This is a genomic window from Paenibacillus radicis (ex Gao et al. 2016) (assembly GCF_014641555.1).
Taxonomy (GTDB): Bacteria; Bacillota; Bacilli; order Paenibacillales; family Paenibacillaceae; genus Pristimantibacillus; species Pristimantibacillus radicis.
In genome coordinates this window covers 25,695-49,303 of the sequence record NZ_BMHY01000022.1, presented here as the reverse complement: position 1 = coordinate 49,303, position 23,609 = coordinate 25,695, and the positions used below count along the sequence as shown (strand labels likewise).

At 49.8% G+C, this 23,609-nt stretch carries 21 protein-coding genes; 13 read left to right on the top strand and 8 right to left on the bottom strand.

Annotation, left to right across the window (positions count from 1 at the left end; genetic code table 11):
- Window positions 1–76: 76 nt before the first annotated feature.
- Window positions 77–1,087 carry a catabolite control protein A gene (gene ccpA / locus IEX98_RS27750; protein ID WP_188892940.1) on the top strand — a complete coding sequence of 337 codons (1,011 nt, stop codon included), beginning with the start codon at window positions 77–79 and terminating at the stop codon, window positions 1,085–1,087.
- Window positions 1,087–1,785, top strand: coding sequence for a 5'-methylthioadenosine/adenosylhomocysteine nucleosidase (locus tag IEX98_RS27745; protein WP_188892939.1), 699 nt, complete (start codon window positions 1,087–1,089; stop codon window positions 1,783–1,785). The genes ccpA and IEX98_RS27745 overlap by 1 nt, the downstream gene beginning before the upstream one ends.
- 61 nt (window positions 1,786–1,846) lie before the next feature.
- Here IEX98_RS27745 and IEX98_RS27740 read toward each other — a convergent pair whose 3' ends face one another.
- Together IEX98_RS27740 and IEX98_RS27735 are read right to left on the bottom strand one after the other, a co-directional pair.
- Window positions 1,847–3,031, bottom strand: a complete 1,185-nt coding sequence (locus IEX98_RS27740) for an acetoin utilization protein AcuC (protein ID WP_188892938.1) — start codon at window positions 3,029–3,031, stop codon at window positions 1,847–1,849.
- Window positions 3,032–3,118: 87 nt separating this feature from the next.
- On the bottom strand, window positions 3,119–3,754 hold the full coding sequence (locus tag IEX98_RS27735) for a GNAT family N-acetyltransferase (RefSeq protein ID WP_188892937.1): 636 nt from the start codon (window positions 3,752–3,754) through the stop codon (window positions 3,119–3,121).
- 249 nt (window positions 3,755–4,003) lie between these two features.
- On the opposite strand from IEX98_RS27735, the gene acsA reads away from it, so the two are divergent.
- The gene (gene acsA / locus IEX98_RS27730) at window positions 4,004–5,728 is read left to right on the top strand and encodes an acetate--CoA ligase (protein ID WP_188892936.1); all 1,725 of its coding nucleotides are present in this window, start codon (window positions 4,004–4,006) and stop codon (window positions 5,726–5,728) included.
- A gap of 52 nt (window positions 5,729–5,780) precedes the next feature.
- Here acsA and IEX98_RS27725 read toward each other — a convergent pair whose 3' ends face one another.
- On the bottom strand, window positions 5,781–8,921 hold the full coding sequence (locus IEX98_RS27725) for a penicillin-binding protein 1A (RefSeq protein ID WP_188892935.1): 3,141 nt from the start codon (window positions 8,919–8,921) through the stop codon (window positions 5,781–5,783).
- A 301-nt stretch (window positions 8,922–9,222) separates the two neighbouring features.
- Between IEX98_RS27725 and IEX98_RS27720 the strand changes: the two genes are divergently transcribed.
- Together IEX98_RS27720 and IEX98_RS27715 are read left to right on the top strand one after the other, a co-directional pair.
- Window positions 9,223–9,756, top strand: coding sequence for an NfeD family protein (locus IEX98_RS27720; protein WP_188892934.1), 534 nt, complete (start codon window positions 9,223–9,225; stop codon window positions 9,754–9,756).
- Between the two features lie 57 nt (window positions 9,757–9,813).
- Complete coding sequence (locus IEX98_RS27715; RefSeq protein WP_188892933.1) at window positions 9,814–11,361, top strand: flotillin family protein; 1,548 nt, start codon at window positions 9,814–9,816, stop codon at window positions 11,359–11,361.
- A gap of 69 nt (window positions 11,362–11,430) precedes the next feature.
- On the opposite strand, the gene IEX98_RS27710 is transcribed toward IEX98_RS27715, so the two are convergent.
- Window positions 11,431–12,207: a class I SAM-dependent methyltransferase gene (locus tag IEX98_RS27710; protein WP_188892932.1), complete on the bottom strand. Its 777-nt coding sequence runs from the start codon at window positions 12,205–12,207 to the stop codon at window positions 11,431–11,433.
- 164 nt (window positions 12,208–12,371) lie between these two features.
- Entirely contained in the window at window positions 12,372–12,971 is a 600-nt protein-coding gene (rpsD, locus tag IEX98_RS27705) for a 30S ribosomal protein S4 (protein ID WP_188892931.1), read from the bottom strand.
- 341 nt (window positions 12,972–13,312) lie between these two features.
- Here rpsD and IEX98_RS27700 point away from each other — a divergent pair, with 341 nt between their 5' ends.
- The 5 genes from IEX98_RS27700 (at window position 13,313) to IEX98_RS27680 (ending at window position 18,221) form a co-directional block, all read left to right on the top strand.
- The gene (locus tag IEX98_RS27700; RefSeq protein WP_229692427.1) at window positions 13,313–15,289 is read left to right on the top strand and encodes a sensor domain-containing diguanylate cyclase; all 1,977 of its coding nucleotides are present in this window, start codon (window positions 13,313–13,315) and stop codon (window positions 15,287–15,289) included.
- Window positions 15,290–15,449: 160 nt separating this feature from the next.
- Window positions 15,450–16,196, top strand: coding sequence for a hypothetical protein (locus tag IEX98_RS27695; protein ID WP_188892930.1), 747 nt, complete (start codon window positions 15,450–15,452; stop codon window positions 16,194–16,196).
- Window positions 16,197–16,292: 96 nt separating this feature from the next.
- Complete coding sequence (locus IEX98_RS27690; protein ID WP_188892929.1) at window positions 16,293–17,408, top strand: aminopeptidase; 1,116 nt, start codon at window positions 16,293–16,295, stop codon at window positions 17,406–17,408.
- Between the two features lie 103 nt (window positions 17,409–17,511).
- Window positions 17,512–17,754, top strand: coding sequence for an HPr family phosphocarrier protein (locus IEX98_RS27685; RefSeq protein WP_188892928.1), 243 nt, complete (start codon window positions 17,512–17,514; stop codon window positions 17,752–17,754).
- Window positions 17,755–17,933: 179 nt separating this feature from the next.
- Window positions 17,934–18,221 (top strand): YlaN family protein, encoded by a 288-nt coding sequence (locus tag IEX98_RS27680; RefSeq protein WP_042160078.1) that lies wholly within the window; start codon window positions 17,934–17,936, stop codon window positions 18,219–18,221.
- Between the two features lie 40 nt (window positions 18,222–18,261).
- Here the strand turns inward: IEX98_RS27680 and cax are convergent, their stop codons facing one another.
- Entirely contained in the window at window positions 18,262–19,320 is a 1,059-nt protein-coding gene (cax, locus tag IEX98_RS27675; RefSeq protein WP_188892927.1) for a calcium/proton exchanger, read from the bottom strand.
- A gap of 171 nt (window positions 19,321–19,491) precedes the next feature.
- On the opposite strand from cax, the gene IEX98_RS27670 reads away from it, so the two are divergent.
- A complete protein-coding gene (locus IEX98_RS27670) occupies window positions 19,492–19,872 on the top strand; it encodes an Asp23/Gls24 family envelope stress response protein (protein ID WP_188892926.1) in 381 nt (126 codons plus the stop codon).
- A gap of 113 nt (window positions 19,873–19,985) precedes the next feature.
- On the opposite strand, the gene ftsW is transcribed toward IEX98_RS27670, so the two are convergent.
- Together ftsW and IEX98_RS27660 are read right to left on the bottom strand one after the other, a co-directional pair.
- Window positions 19,986–21,173, bottom strand: a complete 1,188-nt coding sequence (gene ftsW / locus IEX98_RS27665; protein WP_188892925.1) for a putative lipid II flippase FtsW — start codon at window positions 21,171–21,173, stop codon at window positions 19,986–19,988.
- A 1-nt stretch (window position 21,174) separates the two neighbouring features.
- Window positions 21,175–21,519 carry a YugN family protein gene (locus IEX98_RS27660; RefSeq protein ID WP_188892924.1) on the bottom strand — a complete coding sequence of 115 codons (345 nt, stop codon included), beginning with the start codon at window positions 21,517–21,519 and terminating at the stop codon, window positions 21,175–21,177.
- Window positions 21,520–21,749: 230 nt separating this feature from the next.
- On the opposite strand from IEX98_RS27660, the gene IEX98_RS27655 reads away from it, so the two are divergent.
- On the top strand, window positions 21,750–22,946 hold the full coding sequence (locus IEX98_RS27655; RefSeq protein WP_188892923.1) for an amidohydrolase: 1,197 nt from the start codon (window positions 21,750–21,752) through the stop codon (window positions 22,944–22,946).
- A gap of 80 nt (window positions 22,947–23,026) precedes the next feature.
- Window positions 23,027–23,449, top strand: coding sequence for a CBS domain-containing protein (locus IEX98_RS27650; protein ID WP_188892962.1), 423 nt, complete (start codon window positions 23,027–23,029; stop codon window positions 23,447–23,449).
- Window positions 23,450–23,609: the final 160 nt, after the last annotated feature.

Below are 23,609 nucleotides of genomic sequence, written 5' to 3'. Positions count from 1 at the left end.
TTACCTTAATATGCCGTGAACGATTTACACAAAATGGGTAAAAGTAAAAAAATTTGAGATAATGGAGAGAAGCACCGTGACGGTAACCATTTATGATGTAGCAAGAGAAGCAGGAGTATCGATGGCTACGGTTTCCAGGGTTGTCAACAACAATCCGAATGTGAAACCGGCGACTCGCAAGAAGGTGTACGAGGCTATTGAACGGCTCGGGTATCGTCCGAATGCTGTAGCGAGAGGCTTGGCAAGCAAGAAGACTACAACGGTAGGAGTCGTTATTCCCGACATTTCCAACGCGATTTTCGCGGAAGTGGCACGCGGAATTGAGGACATTGCGAATATGTATCATTATAATATCATTCTATGCAATGCTGATAAGCGCAAAGACAAAGAGATTCGCGTTATCAATACATTGCTGGAGAAGCAGGTTGACGGTTTGCTGTTTATGGGCGGCGCCGTAACGGACGAGCATATGCAAGCATTCAAGACAGCTAATGTACCGATCGTGCTTTGCGCGACGACCGATGAGAACGGTGATATTCCGTCCGTCGACATTAACCATGAGGAAGCGGCTTATGATGCTGTTCGCAAGCTGATTGAGCTTGGCCATACGCGTATCGCTATGATTAGCGGCACGCTGCAGGATCCGGCTAACGGCTATTCCAGATTCCAGGGCTATAAGCGCGCGCTTGAAGAAGCGGGCATTCCATATGATGAATCGCTTGTACGAATCGGCAATTACCGGTACGAATCCGGCGCTGATGCGATGAAGTATTTCATCGAATTGAGCGAGCGTCCAACAGCTGTATTCTCAGCAACGGATGAGATGGCGATCGGAGCCATCCATAGCATTCAAGATAACGGACTTAAAGTTCCGGAAGATATATCGGTTATCAGCGTAGACAACAGCCGCATGGCATCGATGGTCCGTCCGCAGCTCACTGCGGTTGCCCAGCCGATGTACGATATCGGCGCCGTGTCGATGCGTCTGCTCACGAAGCTGATGAAGAAGGAAAGCGTTGAACAATCAAAGGTCGTTTTGCCGCATGAAATTATTGTCCGGCAATCTGTTGGAGGTTTATCGAAATAATGAGTTTCAGCAAGATTGGCATCATTGGGGCGATGGCGGAAGAAATCGAGCTCCTGCATCAGCATGTGGAAGCATCGAATCAGTTCGTCAAAGCAGGCATTACGTATTATGAAGGCAGCCTTCACGGCAAGCCCGTCATTTATTGCAAATCGGGCGTCGGCAAGGTGAATGCTGCGGTTTGTACGCAAATTTTACTCGATTTGGGTGCGGATTGCGTGCTGTTTACCGGCGTAGCTGGCGCAGTTGATCCGAAGCTCGAGATTGGCGATATCGTCGTATCTTCCAGCTGCATTCAGCATGATATGGATTGTACGCCTCTTGGATTTGCGAGAGGGGTTATTCCCTACCATGAGCGTTCCGAGTTCATAGCGGATGAAAGACTTGTGAAGCTGGCTTCCGATGCGGCGTCTAAGCTGTTCTCCGGACGCAGCCTGACAGGCAAAGTATTGTCCGGCGACCAATTTATTGCAAGCCGTGAGGCTGTACAGCAGCTGCATGAGATTTTCCAAGGGGCATGTGCGGAAATGGAAGGGGCTTCGGTCGCTCAAGTATGCGACCTCAATGAAGTACCGTTCGTTATCATCCGTTCCATGTCGGACAAGGCTGATGGATCTGCTCATGTCAACTTCCCGGAGTTTACGGTCAAGGCGTCCAATCATTCCTATCAAATTATCGATGAAATGATGAAAAACATATAAGCAAAGAGCTGTACGGGAGTCTGACTATTCCGTACAGCTCTTTTTTTTGATTTGTCCGCGTTCAAGCCAGGTCCTGCACGGCAATAAGCCGGATTGCACGGTTTTTGTTCGCAATCTCTTCGCGGCGCGGAATAGCAGGAACCTCGCTCCAATCATCCAGCCACCACTCCGGAAGCTCCTCCGGGCTTAACGATTTCCATTTGTCCAGCCAGGGCTGAGGCAGTGGAGCGTTGCTACCTTCTTCTGCAAGTGCAGCCGCAATCGAATGGTCAGTCATGGCAAGCCATACAAGCGACCATGCCCGCGGCACAACCCGCCAAATATCATAGCCGCCTCCGCCGAGAGCCGTCCATCTGCCGCCTGCGTAACGATGGGCTAATTGATGAATAATGGCGGGCATTTCCTTATAAATCCGCATGCTGCAATGAATGTGCGAGAGCGGATCATACGCATGGGCGTCGCAGCCGTGCTGGCTGATAATGATGTCCGGCTTGAAAGCGGCTGCTACTTTCTCTACAGATTCGCGGAAGCTTTCCAGCCAGGAGTCGTCCTCGGTATAAGGCTCAACCGGCACGTTGAAGCAGGTGCCAAATCCGGCATCTGTTCCTTTCTCGTGGACAAATCCGGTTCCTGGAAACAAAAACTTTCCCGTTTCGTGAATGGAGTACGTACAAACCTGCGGATCATCGTAAAAAACCCACTGCACGCCATCGCCATGATGAACATCTGTATCGATATAAAGTACTCGGGCGTTATAGGTTTGTCTAAGATGACGAATGGCGACTGCTGCATCGTTATAGACGCAAAAACCGGCTCCGCGATCTGGAAACGCATGATGGAGCCCGCCTGCCATATGATAAGCGTGAAGCGCTTTACCGCTCATTACTTGATCTGCCGCTTCTACAGAGCCTGCGACGATGGCTGCGGCTGCTGCATGCATGCCGGGAAAGAAAGGCGTGTCCTCCGTATCGAGCCCGTATTTGGCGGCTATACCGATATCGTCTGGCGAGGGTAGGTCTTCGCTTAGTTTTTGAACGATGTCTACGTAATCAGGCCGGTGCACAAGTGTCAGCAGGCTGGAATCAGCCGTATAGGCAGGAATGACGATGTCTTCATCCTGCAAGGCGTCAACGGACTGCAGAAGCTCTCCCGCTAAGGTTAAGCGAATCGGATTGAACGGATGCTCCTCTCCGAATTTATATAATGCCGAATCCGGGTGTCGAATGAATACAGCGTTAGAAGACATTGCTCGGAGGTCCTCCCTTGGCGTTTAGCGGCATGACTTGCAGCCGCGAAATGGCTTGCAATTTGGCTCCTTTAAAGAACGGGAGCATCAGTACATAAATCGTTGGCGAAAGCGGACCCGATCGAATTGCTCCACCGATCGAAGCGGCACCTCTTTGCCGATTTTAACCATTAAGCAATTGGCGGGGTGGGAGCATATCTCCGGATCGTCCGTGGCGAACCAGACCATGCCAACCGACTTCATCAGCTTCTCCATCATGGCGCGGTACTCCCAGACGTTCAGCTTGGTGCCTTCCAAGTCCCAATGCCAATAATATTCTGTCGTATAGACGATAAAGTTCTCAAGCTGCTCATCAGCGAAGGAGAGCTCGATCATTTTTTTTCCGAGGCTGTATCCGCGATAGGCGTCAGCGACTTCGATGGCCCCTAGCTCGATAAGATCCTCCATGCCGCCCTCGGACCATCGTTCAAGCTCGTCGGGGTAGTGAAAGGTTACGTAACCGACGATGACGTCGCCATCTCTGGCCGCAATAATTCGTCCTTCTTCCAATTCGGCGATTTCGATTAATGCCGCATGCTGATCCTTGGGTCTGCGGAATGCGTCGAGATCAGGATGCATCGAGAAGGTGCGCAGTTCGTCCGGGGTAATCGGTCCCGATACGATTAGCTCGCGTTCCCCCGAGGTTGCGATTGTCGTATGCTGTAAAATTTTTCGATGCTCCAAAAGCATGTGCCCCTTTCTGTGCTGCGATAGCGGTTGCACAATTATCTATAAATTGGTTATAGCAGAGTTCAGAGCAAATGAAAAGCATAGTCGAACGGAAAGCGATTATGCTATAATTGGTTTTGGCGGTTGAAGAACCAATGGAATCCTTAATGAATGACGGCTTGTTTGCCTGCAAGTACCGGCTATTATATGTAAGCGTATTCTTTCTTGGTTCGTTTTTTAACAGATTTGATGGGAGATGATAGAATGTCCAACTTGCATCAAGAGCGTATTCCGGCAGTTGCATTGAATCCAAACCTGGTTAATTATGATGAGGCGGCCGCCGCATTCAAATGGGAAGACATCGAGCGTCAATTCAGCTGGTATGAGACCGGCAAGGTCAACATGGCACACGAAGCTATCGATCGTCATGTGCAGTCTGGCAAAGGATCGAAGATAGCTTTGCATTACAGCGACAATGCAAGAGACGAATCATACACATACGAACAACTTAGCAAGCAATCCAATCGTTTCGCGAATGTGCTGCGAAGCCGCGGCATCGCGAAGGGCGAGCGGGTATTTATTTTCATGCCGAGAACGCCTGAGCTTTATTTCAGCGTGCTTGGCGCATTGAAGGTTGGCGCGGTCGTTGGGCCGTTGTTCGAAGCGTTCATGGAGACGGCGGTCAAGGACCGGCTGCAGGATAGCGAAGCCGTCGCAATCGTTACGACGCCTTCCTTGCTGGGAAGAATCAAACGCGATGAGCTGCCTGCGCTCAAACATATTTTTGTATATGGCGAAGGCGTAGAGACGGATGACACCGTTGTAGATTTTGGAGCCGAGATGGCGAAGGCTTCGGAAGAAGCGGAAACGGAATGGCTGGATCGCGAGGATGGACTTATTCTTCATTATACTTCCGGATCTACCGGCAAGCCGAAAGGCGTATTTCACGTTCAGAACGCTATGATCCAGCATTATTACACGGGGAAAATCGTACTCGATCTGAAGGAGGACGACATCTACTGGTGTACGGCCGATCCGGGTTGGGTAACAGGAACCTCCTACGGCATATTTGGTCCATGGCTGAACGGTGCAACGAACGTCATTCGCGGCGGACGTTTCAGTCCAGCGGATTGGTACAGCACGATTCAAAAGTACGGTGTAACCGTCTGGTATAGCGCGCCAACTGCTTTCCGTATGCTGATGGGGGCGGGGGACGATACCGTGAAGCAATACGATTTGTCCAGCCTCCGCCACGTACTGAGCGTGGGCGAGCCTTTGAATCCGGAAGTCGTACGCTGGGGATTGAAAGTATACAACCAGCGCATTCATGACACTTGGTGGATGACGGAGACGGGCGGCCAGCTCATCTGCAATTATCCGTCCATGGAGATTAAACCGGGTTCAATGGGTAAACCGGTTCCGGGTGTTCAAGCGGCTATTATCGATGACCAAGGCAATGTATTGCCTCCATACCGGATGGGCAATTTAGCGATTCGTACACCTTGGCCGTCCATGATGCGCAAAGTATGGAACAATCCGGCCAAATACGAGGAGTACTTCCGTTTGGAAGGCTGGTATGTATCCGGAGATTCCGCTTATACAGACGAAGACGGCTATTTCTGGTTCCAGGGCCGAATTGATGATGTCATTAATACGGCAGGGGAGCGGGTAGGCCCGTTCGAAGTGGAAAGCAAGCTAGTGGAGCATCCGGCTGTAGCGGAAGCGGGCGTAATCGGCAAGCCGGACCCGATGCGGGGGGAAATTATTAAAGCGTTTATTGCTCTTCGCGAAGGATATGAGGCTACCGATGAACTGAAGCAGGAAATCGCGCAGTTCGTAAAAGTCGGCTTGTCCGCGCATGCGGCGCCGCGTGAAATTGAATTCAAGGATAAGCTGCCAAAAACACGCAGCGGCAAAATCATGCGCCGTGTACTGAAAGCTTGGGAATTGAATTTGCCGACAGGCGATCTGTCGACAATTGAAGATTAAAAAAAATCCCCCGGGTTATAACCCGGGGGATTTTTTATATCAAGCTGGCAGCTTACTGCACTTTAACATGATTGGAAGCCGATGACTTGCCTGTGTCATTCTCTGCGGCAATATAGAAGGTGCCCGATACAATCGTGATCGGATATTCGAATGAAGTCTCCGAGGTGGTTCCAACTTCGACGAAATTGCCGTCATTATTTGCACTGTAATAAATGTGGTAAGTGAATACTTGATCAGAGACCGGATTTGGCGTCCAGGAGAGCCGGACACTCAGATCCGTCTTCTCCCCCGAAAGTCCGATTGGCGCAGCAGGAACGGCAAGCTCAGGCTTCGGAGTGCCTTCTGGATTATTGCCTCCGCCTTGGTTACCGTTGCCGTTGCCATTACCGCTTCCATTGCCATTACCGTTATTACCGTTTCCATCCGGCTCGCCGTCTCCAGGCAGACCTGGAATGCCGGCTGTATTGCCGAACAGCATCATCGCGCTTTGCACCGATTCTTTGCCTGCGACGTCTACGGCGGTTACATAGAATCTGTAACCCTGTCCGCCAGAAACATTCACTTTAAACTTCAATTCGTCCCCAACGAGCAGGGAGTCGCCTACTTTTTTGAATGGCTCCTGGTTAATCGCCTGGTACAGACGGTAGCCGACAACATCTTTCTCACTGTTCGCGCCGAAAGTGATCATAACGACACCTGAGCTTATTGACTGAAGCTGGACGTTGCCCGGTGCTGATGGCGCACTGCCGTCATCCACGCGAGGGTCGACCTTGGATGGCGCGTCTTTGCCGGCATCCGCTGGCAAGTAGAAGGACAGCGGTCTTCTGCTGCTCCCCGGCAGCTTCGATTGCGCTGCTGAAATTTCATCCATTAGAACATCAAGCGGTCGTTTTCGTTTAATAACGATTTGTTGACGCTGCATGTCCGCAGGTGTTTCCGGTTTTGGTACATAGTTAACGCCTTGATAAGGAATATAGGCCATTTTGACAAGTGCATCGTCTGTTTCCTTCGGTAAAAACTTTTTGTTGAACCAGTCGGTAACGAGCATGCCGGCTTCATTGGTCAATTGGCTCGGCCGTTTGCCGCTGGCACTGGATACGGTCGCTTTGACGATGCCGTCCGGACGGGTGAATTCCTTCGTCGGGAACAGCTCCGGCTTTTTCTCCGTAACCTGATTCATCATCAGCGCCCAAATAGAACGGGCACGTTTTTTGCCATCATTGGAGAGTGTGTAGATTTGCTTCTCATAGCCGGCCCATACACCCAAAGTGATGTCAGGCGAGAAGCCCATGAACCATACGTCTCCATAGCTTTGCGTCGAGCCTGTTTTACCGGCAACCGGGATTTTACCATAGTTTTTGAACTGCGATGTCAGCGCATGAGCTGTACCGGATCCGCTCGAAATGACAGTGCGAAGCATATCGGTAACGAGGAATGCTGTTTGTTCCGAGTAAACCTGCTTTGGCGCTGCTTTATGCTCGTAGACAGGTTTGCCGGATGCATCCGTAATGCGTTCAATCATATAAGCGTCGTTGAAAACGCCTTTGTTCGGAATGGTTCCGTAAGCATTGGTCAGTTCCTCGACTGACACGCCGATGCTGAGACCGCCGATTACGCCGGTTTGGGCGCCATCGTCCTGCGGCTGAAGCGTCGTAATGCCAAGATCTCGGGAGAACTGCCAGGCATTCTTTATTTGCACGTCGTCCAAGAAGATTTTGAGCGCTGGCAAGTTCAATGAACGGTTAAGCGCTTCACGCGCTGTTACGAGCCCGGCATATTTGTTGTTGGCGTTTTTCGGGATATGGAATCCTTTTTGTCCATCTTTCAATACAATCGGGGCATCGTCCAAGATGCTGGCAGGCTGTATTACGCCTTTTTCAATTGCAGGCAGATAAGCAGCGATCGTCTTCATGGTCGAACCTGGCTGACGAGTCATTTGAGTGGCAAAGTTCATTTGCTCCTCGTAAAAGTCACGGCCCTCCAGCATACCGAGAATAGCGCCTGTCTTATGGTCAAGCATGACGGCTGCAATCTGTTCGATGCCTTTCTCCTTGCTTACTGGAGAGAAGTTTTTCTCATTAGAGCCGATATCGCGCATAATCTGATAGACGTCTTTATCAATCGTCGTATAGATATGGTATCCGCCGCGAAGCAAATGTTCCCGCGCTTCTTCGATCCGTGCCGCGTTTTCTTTTTTGCGGAGATCGGCTTTCGTGAGTTTCGGATCCTCCATCATCAGCAGCACTTCCGCCGCCTGGCGTTCAGCTTCCAACATTAAATAAGGATAAGTTGTGTAAGCCTTCTCGCTTGGCTCAGCGAGTGTTTTGCGAATGTCGAACGCCTTTGCTTCGTCATATTGCTGCTGAGTGATGCGTCCGGTTTGCAGCATGCGCATCAGCACTGTGCTTTGACGCTCCATTGCGAGCTGGAAGCCTTTTTCACTAAACTGGCCTTTCCCGTTGAATGCCGTATAAGCAGAAGGACGCTGCGGCAAGCCGGCAAGATAAGCGGATTGAGCAATATTCAGCTGATTTAGGTCGGTAATGTTGAAGATGCCCTTTGAAGCTGCTTTAATGCCGTATAAGTTATAGCCGCTCGAGCCGTTGCCGAAAGGCACTTTGTTCAAGTAGGCAGCCAGAATTTCATCTTTCGTCAAATAACGTTCCATCCGGATGGCAAGGAAAATTTCTTTGATTTTACGGCTGTCCGTTTTGTCCAGGCTGAGAAATACACGGCGGGCAAGCTGCTGAGTAAGCGTACTGCCTCCGGTTTGGGTATCTTCATTAAGCAGTTTCTGCTTAACGGCCCGGCCGATCCCGTTAATGTCGACGCCATGATGCGTTTCGAAGTTATTATCCTCAATCGCGAGCACAGCTTTAATCACTTGCTCGGGAAGATCTTTGTATTCGATGAGAATCCGGTCTTCTTCCGTCCGAAGCTGGCCTACCAGCGTTTCGTCGTTGAAGTAAACGAAGCCTGTAGCGGAATTCTCGTTCACCTTTTCTTCAATAAGTGTGCGCGGCCGAACCACTTCGTCTTTGACAAGGGCGGACACATATCCGGTCACGGCTCCACCTGCCAATAAAGCGATGAAGATGGCGAAGTAGATCATCCACTTTACGGTAAGAAAAGATACGATTCCGAAGGTGCGCCAAGCGCTTCGGGATGGCGTGGATTTGCGGTCTTCCTGCATATAAATAAACTCCTCCTCCAAATAACCAAAAACTATTATAACATAAAACACCATCAGAGGAAGCATAGAGAATGCTGTTACCCGAGACGCATCGACAAATGGCGAATATGAATTTGAAAATCTGGCATCCTTATCGTTAGACGAGGCAAGAGCAGGAAATGTTGTGGTCGAAGGTTGAAAATAATGTTGTATAAGCTGATAATTTGCATTTTTTCATGCCGGCACGAAACATAATAGGCTCTATACGCGTAATACTTACTATAGAGGTAACAACATTTGGATGTAGAGAGAGGAGGAGGAAATGGAGGCTATATTTTGGGGCTGTCTCGTATTCGGGGTGCTGTTTGCCATCATTAGCGTCATATTTGGCGATTGGATCAGTTTGGCGCTGGATGGCGTGCTTGATTTTTTATCTCTTGACGGTTATCCCTGGATGCAGCCAATGTCGCTAATTGGCGGCATTACCGCCTTTGGCGGTGCGGGATTGCTTTTGACCGACAATACCTCTATGAACAATTGGCTGGTGACAATAGTTGCTCTGCTGATCGCAATCGTTATAGCCGGAGGCGTGTATTTTGTTTACGTCAAACCGATGGAACGGAGCGAAAATTCGCTAGCGGTGTCCGAGCAGGAATTCACGGGCAAGCTGGCGGAGGTGCTTGTATCGATTCCGTCGAAAGGGTACGGCGAAGTGATGCTCAAGGCGGGAGCGGGTCATACGAATCAAATTGCGGCGAGTTTCGACGGGGAGCCGATTCCCGAGGGGATGCGGGTTGTCGTTGTCGAGGTGAAAGACAGCACCTTGTACGTCGCGAAAGTAGATCTTCAATCCTAGTAAAGAAAGAGATAAGGTAACAGAGCAAGGCCGACAAGAGAGGAGAATGATGGGGACATGCCAGAAAACTTTTTGATACCAGTGATCGTAATTGCGGTAGTTATAGTATTAGGCTTAGCGTTTTGGGCGCGTTACCGTACCGTTAGTCCTGATCAGGCAATGGTAGTAACCGGCTCGTTCCTGGGCAGCAACAATGTGCTTGTAGACGACTCGGGCCGCCGGATAAAAATCGTACGCGGAGGAGGCGCATTTATCCTCCCGATTTTTCAGAAAGCCGAATTTTTGTCGCTGTTGTCCCATAAGCTGGACGTATCGACTCCGGAGGTTTATACGGAGCAGGGCGTACCGGTTTTGGCCGACGGCGTAGCAATCATTAAAATCGGCGGCGTTGTGGAAGACGTAGCAACGGCAGCCGAGCAGTTCATGGGCAAGCCGATCGAGGCGCTGAAAGGCGAAGCGCAGGAAGTGCTGGAAGGCCATCTGCGTGCCATTCTTGGATCGATGACGGTGGAGGAAGTGTACCGGAATCGCGACAAATTCGCTCAGGAAGTTCAGGGGGTCGCAGCCAAGGATTTGAAGAAGATGGGGCTGCAGATCGTTTCTTTTACAATAAAGGATGTTCGAGACAAACACGGCTACCTGGAAGCGCTGGGCAAGCCGCGGATCGCAGCTGTGAAGCGGGATGCGGATATCGCAGAAGCGGAAGCGGTACGGGATTCGCGGATTAAGAAAGCGTTGGCTGAAGAGGAAGGCCAGAAGGCTGAGCTGCTGCGCGATACGAACATCGCAGAAGCGGCGAAGGAGAAAGAGCTGAAGGTCGCTTCCTTTAAGAGAGACCAGGATACGGCGAAAGCGGAAGCGGATCAGGCGTATTCGATTCATGAAGCACGCGCTCAGCAAAATGTAGTCGAGGAACAAATGAAGATCGAGCTGGTGCGCAAAGAGCGTGAGATCGACCTTGAAACGAAGGAGATTTTACGTCGTGAGAAACAGTATGATGCAGAAGTGAAGAAAAAAGCGGAGGCCGACCGTTACGCTGTCGAACAAGCGGCGGAAGCCGATAAAACGAAAAAGCTGCGCGAAGCCGATGCAATTCAGTATCGGATTGAAGCGGAAGCAAAGGCGATGGCGGAGCAGAAGCGGCTTGACGGTTTGGCTGTCGCCGATGCGGAGAAAGCGAAAGGTACGGCTGAGGCTGAGGTTATCCGTCTTCGCGGTCTGGCGGAAGCCGAAGCGAAAGAGAAGCTGGCGGAAGCGTTCGAGAAATTCGGCGAAGCGGCCATCCTCGACATCATTGTGAAAATGCTTCCTGAACTGGCTGGCAAAGTGGCAGAGCCAATTAAAGCAATCGACAAGCTGACGGTTGTTGACACGGGTCATGGCGAAGGCGCGGCGCGTCTAAGCAATTACGTGACTTCGCTTATGGCGACAGCGCCCGAGATGCTGAAGAGCGTATCGGGTATCGATGTTAATGAGCTGATGAAGGGGCTCACCTCCAAAGTATCCGGTGCGCTTGCTCCGGCACCGCAAGCTGCTGCAATCGAGGTAAAGCCTCAACCGACAATCCTTGATTTGCTCGACCAAGATTTGAATAAGAACGAATAATAATAAGAAGCGTGTATCCCTCCGGATGCGCGCTTCTTATTGTTTAGACTGCGGCTGCTAGTGAACGGATCAAGGCTTGAATGCCAGAACCCGGATGCGGTAATAATCGGCAACGGCATTCTCCTCTGGCTGCAGCTGATGCTGCTCCCGGAACAAGCGATTAATGTCCTGCATAGCTTGTTCTTTATCTGTTTCGTTTAGAGTGTGGAAGAAGGCGTCTCCGAACTGTGAAAGCCAGTGGAGCAGCCCTTTTTCCCCATCAGGCAGCTCGGTTGGCCGGCTGAACAGCTCTGCGGAGCGGACATGGAAGCCTTGCCGCTCAAGCAGGCTGCAATACTCGCCAATGGATGGGAAGTACCAGGGATTCAAAGGCTCGGCTTCAATACCGTATTCCGGCAGTAACTCATTAATCGCTCTCACAATGTCTGCAACATTGCCTTTTCCGCCAAACTCAGCGGCAAACCGGCCGCCGCTGCGAAGGCTTTTCCATACCGATTTGATAACGCCGGAAGGATTGGCTTTCATCCAGTGGAGGGCAGCGTTCGAGAACACCGCATCAAATGGCTCATTTACGGTAAAGCTCTGTCCATCTTCGACTGAGAAAGGAAGAGCCGGGTATTTCTCTTTCGCCTTGGCGATCATTTCGGCGGAATAGTCAATTCCGCTTACACTTGCCCCTTTAGCGGCAAGTGCGGCTGAGAGGTCGCCGGTGCCGCAGCCCAAGTCAAGAATACGCTCGCTAGGCTGGGGATCCAGCCACTCCATAATGCCTTTGCCAAATTTGGATACAAAAGCGAGATGCTGATCATAGGAGTCGGGGTTCCATTCTTGTTGTGCGGATGTCATAGTTATTCGCTCCTTCTGTTTCGGATGCCCTTATTGTGGCATAGAGCGACATAAGAAGTGAAATATATAAAGATTATTTACTTTATAGGTAACACCTATAACTAAGCAAAAAGAAAACCCCGCAACCTTTGCAGGCCTCGGGGTTCTCTGTCATACAGCAGCTATTAACGGCTGTAGAACTCGACGATTTGTTTTTCGTCGATGTCTTGGGACAACTCAGCGCGCTCTGGCAGGCGGATGAACTTGCCTTCCATTGCTTGATCGTTGAACTCCAAGTAGTTAGGAATGTGGTGACGGCCTTCGATCGCTTCTTTGATCGTTTTCAGGCTGCGGCTGCGCTCGCGCAGGCCGATTACGTCGCCAGTCGATACTGTGTACGAAGCGATGTCGACTTTTTTGCCATTAACCGTAACGTGACCGTGAGCAACCAACTGACGTGCGCCTGCACGGGAGTTGGAAAGACCCAGACGGTAAACCAGGTTGTCCAGACGGCTTTCAAGAAGGATCATGAAGTTTTCGCCGGAAATACCTTTGATTTTAGCTGCTTTGTCGAACAGGTTGCGGAATTGTTTTTCGTTCAAGCCGTACATGTGGCGAAGTTTTTGCTTCTCAGCCAATTGGATGCCGTATCCGCTCATTTTTTTACGTTGGTTCGGGCCGTGTTGACCTGGAGGGAATGGGCGTTTCAGTTCTTTGCCAGTTCCGCTCAGGGAAATGCCGAGGCGGCGGCTCAATTTAAATTTAGGACCAGTATAACGTGACATACGTAGTGTTACTCCTTCATCAAATGGGATTTTTGAGAATGGGGTTGTGTTTCGCCGAATACGCTCTATGCCCGATCGAGTCCGGAGCCTGATAATCAGTTCAGCCGCTGGAATATCAGCGAACGTATTTCTGAGGGTGACACAAAACCAGTACGCCCATACATTCAACAATAAATATTATATGAAATACCCCCTATTTGTCAAGATTGCACAGTCCTCAGCAAGCCCTCTGGGACATAGTGTCTAAAGGCCTATTATTTATAGGAAAGAGTAGTGCAATATTCTTAAAAATACAGTATGATGAAATTATTGTATGAAATGATGATTGGATGCTCATCTCCTTGTTATACGTACGGAAGGGCTGGGTGTTGCTGATGGCAGATTATAACGAAAACCATCCTCTTAAAGATGAATCTGCTGCGGCATCTCATCTTGAAGTGGAGATGAATCCGTCGATCTGGTTCGAAGAGGAAGATATGACTAGCGCTGATGAACCATACTTGGCGCCGATACTTTCCGACAGCTTCGCGTTATGGCATAAAGAAACGGACAAGCTGCTTCTTGCGGAAGGTTCGTTTGCTCTATATGACTGGAGCTTGAAATGTGTCGGCATCGCAGGCGGCTTGAATAAATCAGAGGAAGCGGATTCGCATGCGCTGGCTGATAAGCTGGCGGCAGCTGTTCAACGGTCTGGCTCTATCGAGACAGATTCGCTAGGATCACTGTATGCTTGCGCTGTTCCCGTTATGAAGCGTTCGGAAGAACGCCCATTTTGTGTTTTTATCCATCTTTCAGTCACGGGCGAATCAAGTCTTACGGTAGCCAAGCTCAGTGCTGTGCATTTCCGCAGCTGCTTCTATCGCAGATTTGAGCAGCTGTATGTGAAGGACTTGCTGCTGCAGCAGCAGCGCACGGAAAAGGAGCTTAACCGCAGAGACGCCCTGTTCGGTGTCGCTAAGCAGCTATATGACCAGACGGACGTGTCCTCTGTCTTGTCGGAGATGCTGATGAGCCTAGAGAAGCTGTACCCGACTTCAGAGGTGCATCTTTATTTGTCCCAGGATCATCTGAACGGCGATCCGAGAGTCAAGCCGCTTGTATTTAAAAATACGGCCCATGATCTCATCGCCAAGGCCTTCCTTGAAGGACGGCCGGTTAACGAGCTGGATCGCAACGGGATGATGCGGATCGCAATGCCGATGACTGGCAAGCAGGCTGCATATGGCGTCTTGTTCATTACGATGGAAGCCGAGCGATGGGATGTCTCCGATCTGCCGGCGTTTCTCTTGGTGGCGGATACCGCAGGCTCGGCTTTCGAGAATGCGAAGCTGTACGAGCAGTCCAACTTGCTTATTAATGAATTGCGTCTAATCAACGAGCTTGCAAAACGGCTTAACCAGTCGCTGCGGCTGAAGGAAATTTTTCAGTTCGTAACGAAAGAGCTTCTCAATATATTCGAAGCGGATTTCTGCTGCGTGCTTCAATTGAACAAGGAGAAGAATCAGTTCATCGTGATGTCGAGCAACGTCCCTGACATGTCGAGCGAGCATTTTTCACCGGAATACGGCTTTTGCGGTATCGTCCATCGGACGAAGGAGCCGCTCATCATATCGGATTATTGGAATACCCGTGTCGTTACTTCCAAGCTGATGGACAACACAGGCTCAAGATCGCTGATCGCTTCTCCGATACTGGTGGACGGCGAAGTAGCCGGTGTAATATTCGTAACGCATAAGACCGCGAACTTCTTCAGCTACGACAATTATAAGCTGCTTCAGGTCATGTCGACGCATATCGGGCTGGCGATTACGAACGCCTCGCTTCACGCGGAAGTGCGCCGGATGGTCATCACCGACAATTTAACCGGACTGCATGCCCGTCATTACTTAAATGAACAAATTCAGAACCGGCAGCGCAAAGATCCGCTGGGTGCCCTTATATTAGTCGATATCGATCACTTCAAGCGAATTAATGATACGTTTGGCCATCAGGTTGGTGACCGCATTCTCGTACAAGTGAGCAACATCATTCGCGCTTCGATTCGCCAAGGCGACATTGCGGCAAGATGGGGCGGCGAGGAGCTTGCAGTCTATCTGCCAGGCATTCAGGCGGAGCAGGCTTTCCGCATTGCTGAACGCATACGCTCTCATGTGGAGGAGGAGACGGATCCGGTCGTGACCGTTTCATGCGGCGTCTCGGAGTGGACTTTCGAGAATGAGAAGATAAGCGTAGAGTCCCTGTTCTACAGAGCAGACATGGCGCTATACGAAGCGAAGCATCATGGACGGAACTGTATATTCGTCGGACAAGCTAACTAATGGCATCCTATTAGATACTTATAACCAAAAGAAGAGCATGAATCGCCACGAGCGTTTCATGCTTTTTTTGTCCATAAAATGAGCTTTCAGACCGGGAGGGAATAAAATACATCGGGTACAGGAGACGCTAATGCTATCAAACGATAGGAGGAGTGCCATTATGACAGCCAGAATAACGATTACAGCTGCTGTAATTCGAGCAGGACTAATCGCACTGCTTATGCTGTTGTTGGCCGGATGTGCGGGACTGAGGGGCGATCGCAGCCCGGAGGAATGGCTTTCGCTATCCATTGCTGGACTGGCAGCAACAGATAATTACGCCTATAAAGGGCAGACCGTCGTAGCTACTGCCGAGGGCTGGTCGCATACGCCAAAAACCTTTCAAGGAAAAGTGGTCGGCCATGAAACGATTAAAGCACAGGCAGATGACGGGGTCACTTGGAATCCTGTCGAATTGCTAAAGGAAATACAAACCGATCATAAACAAATTGAAATTGTAAAGAATGCTGGGCCGCATACGGCAGCTGCAAAAGGAGCAGGGAAGACGGTCAAGCTGCGTGTGCTGACAGACGAAGCAGCGGCGAGAGAGAAGTGGAAGCAGAAGCTGACTGGTGAGCTGGATCAATTGGAGAGCGGGGCGCCAATCGAGCAAACGGAATACCGCAAGGCATATTTAAACGAGCTGAATAAATCACGTGCGCAGCTCTCCTCGATGCTGAAAACGCTGCAGGTGCACTCCGAATATCAAATTCTGATTGATGCCAGCAACCTCATACCGCTGTCGATGGAGGAACAGACTGTTCTTACCTATATAAAGGATAACAAGCAAAAAGAAGAAATGCGGAAGACGACCATGCAATTTGGCTCCTTTGACGGAAGAGTGGTTGTTCCTGCTGGCGGCAAATAGACGATCGACGACAGGTCATGATACGATAGAACGGATTCTGAAGCCGCCTGCAAAGCGTTTCGGAAGAGTTAGGAAGAGAACGAGGAGGTATTCGCTATGCGCGATGCAAGACTGCAAAAACTGGCCAGTAATCTGGCAGGCTATTCCATTGACGTTCAGCCGGGGGACAATGTCCTGATTGATATGATTGGAGCAGAACGGGAGCTCGCAAAATGTTTGATCAAGGAAGTGACAAAACGGGGAGGCAGACCGTTCGTCGAGACAAGCGACCGTTCCGTGCTCCGTTCCATGTTGAAGCATGCTACGAAAGAGCAGCTTGAACTGTGGGGGCAGCTCGATCTGGAGCGAATGAAGCAAATGCAAGGGTATATCGGGGTCCGAGCAGGCGAGAATGCGAATGAAATGGCCGATGTGCCTGATGATAAAATGAAGTTGTACGATCAGTTGTATATGAATCCGGTACATATGGAAGAACGCGTCAAACGGACGAAATGGGTTGTCCTCCGTTATCCCAATCCATCAATGGCTCAGCTGGCCAAGATGAGTACGGAGGCATTCGAAGATTTCTACTTTGACGTATGCAATTTGGACTATTCAAAAATGGATCGTGCGATGGACCCGCTGCAAGCTTTGATGCAACGGACGGACCGCGTCCGCATCGTTTCGCCAGGTACGGATCTAACGTTCTCCATTAAAGGCATTGGCGCTAAAAAATGCTCGGGGCACCGAAATATTCCGGATGGCGAAGTGTTTTCCGCGCCGGTACGGGATTCCGTTCAGGGTAAAATTACCTATAACTCTCCGAGCGTCTATTCCGGTGTTTCTTTTCAGAACATTTCATTTACGTTCGAGAACGGCAAAATTGTCGAGGCGACGAGCAATGATACGAAGCGTCTAAACGAAATATTGGATGCGGATGAAGGCGCCCGTTATATTGGTGAATTCGCAATCGGTTTTAATCCATACATCTTACATCCGATGAACGATATCTTGTTCGATGAGAAAATTGCCGGCAGCCTGCACTTTACGCCAGGGCAAGCTTACGAGGAGACGGATAACGGCAACCGCTCGTCGATTCACTGGGATTTGGTACTCATCCAACGTCCCGATTATGGCGGCGGAGAAATCTATTTCGACAATGTTTTAATCCGCAAAGACGGGGTTTTTGTGCTTCCTGAGCTTGAAGGACTAAATTCCGAAAATTTGAAATAAATGAAATAGAAGCGTTTTTCATTTTGCCCCTTGTCGGATATGATTTTTCAGGTTATCATGATTGCTAAGGAAAGCTTTACTAAAATTTCTGGAGGGATTCCCCATGTCTAACAACGCAGCTATCGTAGAAATTTCGCAAGCGGCTAGCCAATTCCGCTCTTCAATCGTCCTGCAAGCCGACAGTAAATATATTGACGTGAAAAGTATTCTTGGATTGTTTACAACTTTGGTAGGCGGTCATTCGTACGAGCTGCATGTACATGGACCGGATGCTGAAGAAGCGAAAGCAGCTATGGCTGCTGTATTCGCTAAGCATGATCTGAATATTACAGTTTTAGGCGACTAGGATTCAGCTGAATAATACGTTTTGGAAGCTTAGTATCAGGCAGATACCGTTTCCGAAAATAGAGAAGCGCTTTTTCAAATTGAAAAGGCGCTTTTCTGTTTTGTCCTTGTGTATTGGCTCTTTTTCGTCTAATATAAAAGGTATAGACGACGGCGGGTACACGCACAGGGGGGAAAACGATGTCTTCACCGGAAGTCACGGTCCAATTGCATGAGAAGGCGCTGCGTCTCCTTATGGAGGATGCCAGCAAAATCGAGAAACTGATCGAAGTTCAGATGGAGAACTTGACGACCCGTCAATGTCCGCTGTACGAAGAGGTTTTGGATACGCAAATGTACGGATTCTCGCGCGAGATTGATTTTGCAGTGCGTGCGGGACTCATAACCGAGCCAAGCGGGAAGGAAATGCTGAGCAGGCTTGAGCGCAACTTGGCGCAGCTGTATGAAGCGTTGAATAGAAAAGAGTAGACTCCAGTTGGAGCCTACTCCTTTTTTTTTGCCTGGATTATTAGACGAGGTAGAAAGCAAAGCCCAGAATGATATAAACCATTAGCAGCAGGAAGCCTTCATACCAGTTCGTATTGCCGTCTCTCGATACTGATTTGGCGATAAAGACTGATACGCCTATTGCGGTCAGCTCGATTGGGGTAAAGATAATGTCCATCGTATCGCCAAACAGCGTACTGACCAAAATCAGCACCGGTGCAACGAATAAAGCGATCTGCAGACTGCTTCCGATGGCGATTTCGACAGCAGCGCCGATCTTGTTCTTCATAGCGAGCATGATCGCTGCGCTGTGCTCTGCCGCATTGCCGACGATGGCAATAACAAAAGCACCTACGAATAACTGGGACAAGCCAAATCTTTCGGTAAAGGTATCCAGCGTATGTACAAGCCATTCACTGGTGAAGGCGACCATTACCGTTGCTACTATGAGTAGAATAATGGAGGTGCCCTTTGACCATGCTGGCTCTTCACCATGGTCGGCGTTCATTTCGGTATCCGAAAGAACGTCTTTATGGGTAATCATGGAGAAGACGAGCCAGAGCAAGTACGATACGATGAGAATGCAGGCCACTGCCAAGCTGAGGAAATGGTCCTTGGCAAGCGAGAAATGCTCCGCTCCGACGAATACGGCCGGAACGAACAGTCCGATAACTGCCATAATCATAAGTGTCGAATTATGCTCCGCCAGCTGGTTGTTGAACTTCTGCTGCTTGTACTTGAGTCCGCCGGCGAAAAGGCTAAGACCAAGGACGAGAAGCAAATTGCCGATGATCGAACCGGTGATGCTCGCTTTAACCATGTCGAATAATCCTTCTTTAACGAGGAAAATCGCAATGATGAGCTCTGCCGCATTGCCGAAGGTGGCGTTAAGAAAGCCTCCAAGCCTTTGGCCGGCATAATGCGCCACGCTTTCGGTCGCCTTGCCTAGAAAACCGGCAACGAACACGATCGCAATCGCGGAAATAATGAATTGAAGCGTCATGTCAAATCCGGCGAAATGGCCGATTGCGCTTAGCGCAAACATAACGATCAATCCGGTGAAAAACAATTTCTGTCTCACGAAAAAAGCCACCTTTGCATGATAGATGTTGAAAACTGTAATTAATATATCGAAAAAAATGTCGCATGTAAACTTTTTCCTAAGCATTGCTGATTGGAGCCGCTCTTTTGTTGCTTCCGCGCCTGCCATCCAGTACAATGAACATATATGGCAAATTGAGGAGTGAATAACATGACCGAGGACCTTCAAACCGGCATTATCCGTATTTCAGACGATGTAGTTGCAACGATTGCGGGACTCGCAGCACTAGAGACTCCGGGAATTGCCGCGATGTCCGGCGGAATTTCCGAAGGATTGGCTAAACGACTGAGCGGGAAAAATGTGCAAAAGGGCGTTTCGGTGGAAGTCGGCCAGCTGGAAGCTGCGATTGATCTTCGTATTATCGTCCATTATGGCATTCCCATTCAAGAGGTATGCCGCCAACTTCAGCTTAATGTACGTGAATCCGTTGAAAATATGACCGGCCTCCATGTCGTCGAAGTGAACGTAAAGGTGGAAGGCGTAGCCTTTAAGGAAGAAGAGACAACGGAAGAAACAAACCGGCTCAAATAGTGTTTCCTAGCAGAGCTTGCTGTATGACAAGGAATTGTACAGCAAGCTCTAGTTTTTAAAAATGTCATGCAAAAAAAAGGTATCTTCCGTCTTTAAACCGGAAGATACCTTTTTTATATTCGGCTTCTCATTACCGTTGGGTTAGAACGTTTTGGACGTTCCTGCTTGTTATGCTCCCGCGAAATGCTAAGCAGAACGCCGACGCTCATCAAGCAGACGAACAGCGAAGTGCCCCCGGCACTAATGAAAGGCAAGGTTACGCCCGTTAACGGGATCGTACCGGTGACGCCGCCGATGTTGATGAACGCTTGTATGCCAATGCTGGCGACAATGCCGACGCCAACGATCGTGCCGTACTGATCGGGGCAGCGAAGCGCAACGATCAAACCCCGCCATAAGAAGAACAGATAAGTTAGAATGAATAATGCCGAGCCGAGAAAGCCGAATTCTTCTGCAATGATCGAGAAAATAAAATCATTGTAAGGATAGGTCAAATAGTGAAGCTTCTGAACGCTTTCTCCGAATCCGGCTCCGGTCAATCCGCCATGACCAAGCGCCTGCAAGGAAGAAACGAGCTGAAGGCCGGTGTTTTCCTTATCTGCCAATGGATCCATGTAAGCGGTAAATCTCGCGATTCGGTATGCCCAAACTTCAGGAGCTTGAAAGGCCATCGATAAACTGACGACAACAGTCAGTATAACGCCGATAATCGAGCCTGCCATAAAAATATGCTTCAAATTAGCTCCGCCTGCAATAATCATTACGATCGCAGTAGCAGCCAATATCATACATGAGCCTAAATCGGGCTGCAGCATGATGAGGCCGCAGACCAAGCCGATGATAATAAGGACAGGGAGAAGACCTTTTTTGAAGTCGCGGAATTTCTCGTCCTTCTTAGCAATCAGCGAGCCCAGATACAAAATAAGCGCCAGCTTGGCCAATTCCGTAGGCTGTATGCGCAAGGGTCCGATCGGCAGCCAGCTGCTCGCGCCGTTTATCGGTTCGGTGAAGGGCACGATGAGCAGCATGATCAGCACAGGTATAAACAGGAAGATGAAGCCTTTCTTGTAGAACTTATAGGGCAGATTCATCATAAACAGCATCGTGAACACGCCTAGCAGCGCCCACAGGAGCTGCTTCTTCAGAAAGTAAAATGCATCGTTGTTGAATTTCTGAGCTACTAAAGCGACATTGGAGCTCGCGCTGAATACCATCACGAGCCCAAAGCCGGCTAGCAGTATCGCAAGGATGAGAAGCAGAAAGTCTGGTCGTCCACGACTGCCGTTCTGCGTGTTTCCCATACTACGCAAGCAGCTGCTTCAGCTGTTCCAGCTTCTGATTTGCGATGCTCATAATCGGTTCTGGAATTGGTGATTCATATTCCATGCCGTGCGGAAACGTTGCTTTTCCAATGTATACGGCTTCAATAGCCAATACGGCATGCGGGTTTTCCAGCTTGCCTTCTACGGCACGCGTGTTGATGCGCACGAAGTATTCAGAGTTGGTCGCGCGATCTTCCAGCTTCAAGTCATATGTAGCGCGATAATATTCCCATTGCCAACGAACGAAGCCAAGCTGCTCCGCGGAATCGTCCAAATGCGAGAGTTCGCTTTGAACACCGTCAAGGCCTGTATTGTTAATAATCATTGTAGTTCCTCCTTATAATTCGTAAGCGTGGGTGAATTGGACGTACTTTGTACATTCTTTTCCCATGATAGTATGTTTCCCCAGTCTGTGCAACCCTTACTCCGTCCTATAATCTACAATGTACGTGACAGATTAACGAAATGTAGCAAAGCTGGACAGCGATGCGATAATCCGCTTTCTCTTTGGCGCTTGCATCTGGTAAAATGGAATGAAAAGGAGGTTTGCAGAAAATGAAGACAAGCGGCGAACGTCATGAACGGCTGCAGCGTCTTTATCCGGACATGGTCCGGTGGCGCAGATATCTCCATCAGTATCCGGAGCTGTCTTATAAAGAGACAGAAACATCGAAATGGATTGCCAAGCAATTACGAGCTTTCGGCTGCGAGGTGAGGGAAGAAGTCGGAGGATATGGCCTCATTGCTACGGTCAGAGGCGCATTGCCCGGGCCGGTTGTCGCCCTCCGAGCCGATATAGACGCCTTGCCGATTCAAGATGAGAAAGAATGTGAATATGCGTCCAAAATTCCAGGCGTCATGCATGCTTGCGGGCATGACGGCCATACAGCCGCATTGCTTGCTGCGGCCAGCTTTTATCAAGAGCAGGCAGCCAGTTTGGCCGGCGAAAGACGGTTTCTGTTTCAACCGGCTGAAGAAGTAACGCCTGGCGGCGCTTTGAACATGATTAGAGACGGCGCTCTAGAAGGGGTGGATGCGATATATGGCGTTCATCTATGTTCTCCGCTCCCGTACGGTCAAATTTCGACCAAAGAAGGCGCGTTTATGGCTTCTGCCGACGAATTCACCCTTGATATTCTTGGTGTAGGCGGACATGGCGGCATGCCGCATCACACGGTAGATACAATCATCGTAGGCTCTGCTCTCGTACAAGCGGTTCAGTCTATCGTAAGCCGTAGCATCAACCCGCTTGAGCCGGCCGTTGTAACGATCGGGTCCTTCCAAGCGGGATCGACGAATAATGTCATTGCTGACCGCTGCCGCATGAAGGGAACGGTTCGGGCGTTCGACGAAACGACAAGGATGCTCATTCATAATCGTCTGAAAGCGGTTATTCACTCAACCTGTGAAATGTACGGGGCGGATTATGATCTCGACCTGCGTATCGGCTACCCGCCAGTTGTGAATGACGACCGGGAAGCGGCACGCTGCTTGGAGGTAGCCGAGCAGCTGTTTGGCAGCTCTGCAGCCGTTCATGCCGACGCGGTAATGGCGGCAGAAGATTTTTCCTACTATTTGAAAGAAAAGCCCGGCTGCTTTATGTTCGTTGGAGCCCGTAACGAGGAGACCGGAGCCAAATATGCACATCATCATCCGAAATTCGATCTGGACGAGCGTGCGATGATTTATTCTGCTGAGATGCTGATTGGCATGGCGGAAAGTTACGCCGAGGAATGGCTGGGCAGCCGCTAGGGTACGTTAAGGTCAGGTCGATATGACCTTATCATCCTTAGGAGGGATACCAGTTGAACGATAGAACGGTCAGGCAGCTTATGTCCACCGATTGCGTCACAGCGACGCTGAAGGATAACGTGTATGAGCTTGCTGTATTAATGAAACATCATGATATCGGTTTTGTTCCGATTGTGGAAGAATCCAAGCTAGTCGGGGTCGTAACGGACCGTGATCTGGTTATCAGAGGCTATGCAGAGAAGCATTCCGGCTCTACCGATGTAGCGACGGTAATGACCAGAGATGTGGAGACTATTGGCCCCGAAGCAACCGCAGATGAAGCGGCAAGATTAATGGCGAATAACAAAATTCGCAGGCTCGCTGTTGTTGAGGAGGGCCGATTGGTCGGCATAGTGGCGATTGGAGATTTGGCCGTTCGCGACTTGTTCGTTCACGAAGCGGGGGAAGCATTAAGCGAAATATCCGAATCGGCAGCCGATAACGGGCAATTATCACATCATTGAGCAAGAGCCATACAATAGAAGAACAGGAGTATTCCGAACGTGGAGGTCGGTATGCTCCTGTTCTTCTATTTTTATGTGCAGCCGGGCATAAAAACGGTCCAATAGCTTCATAATTAGAAGTGAGACAGCAGTGGAGAGTTTTCCTGCTTTAGAACATTGA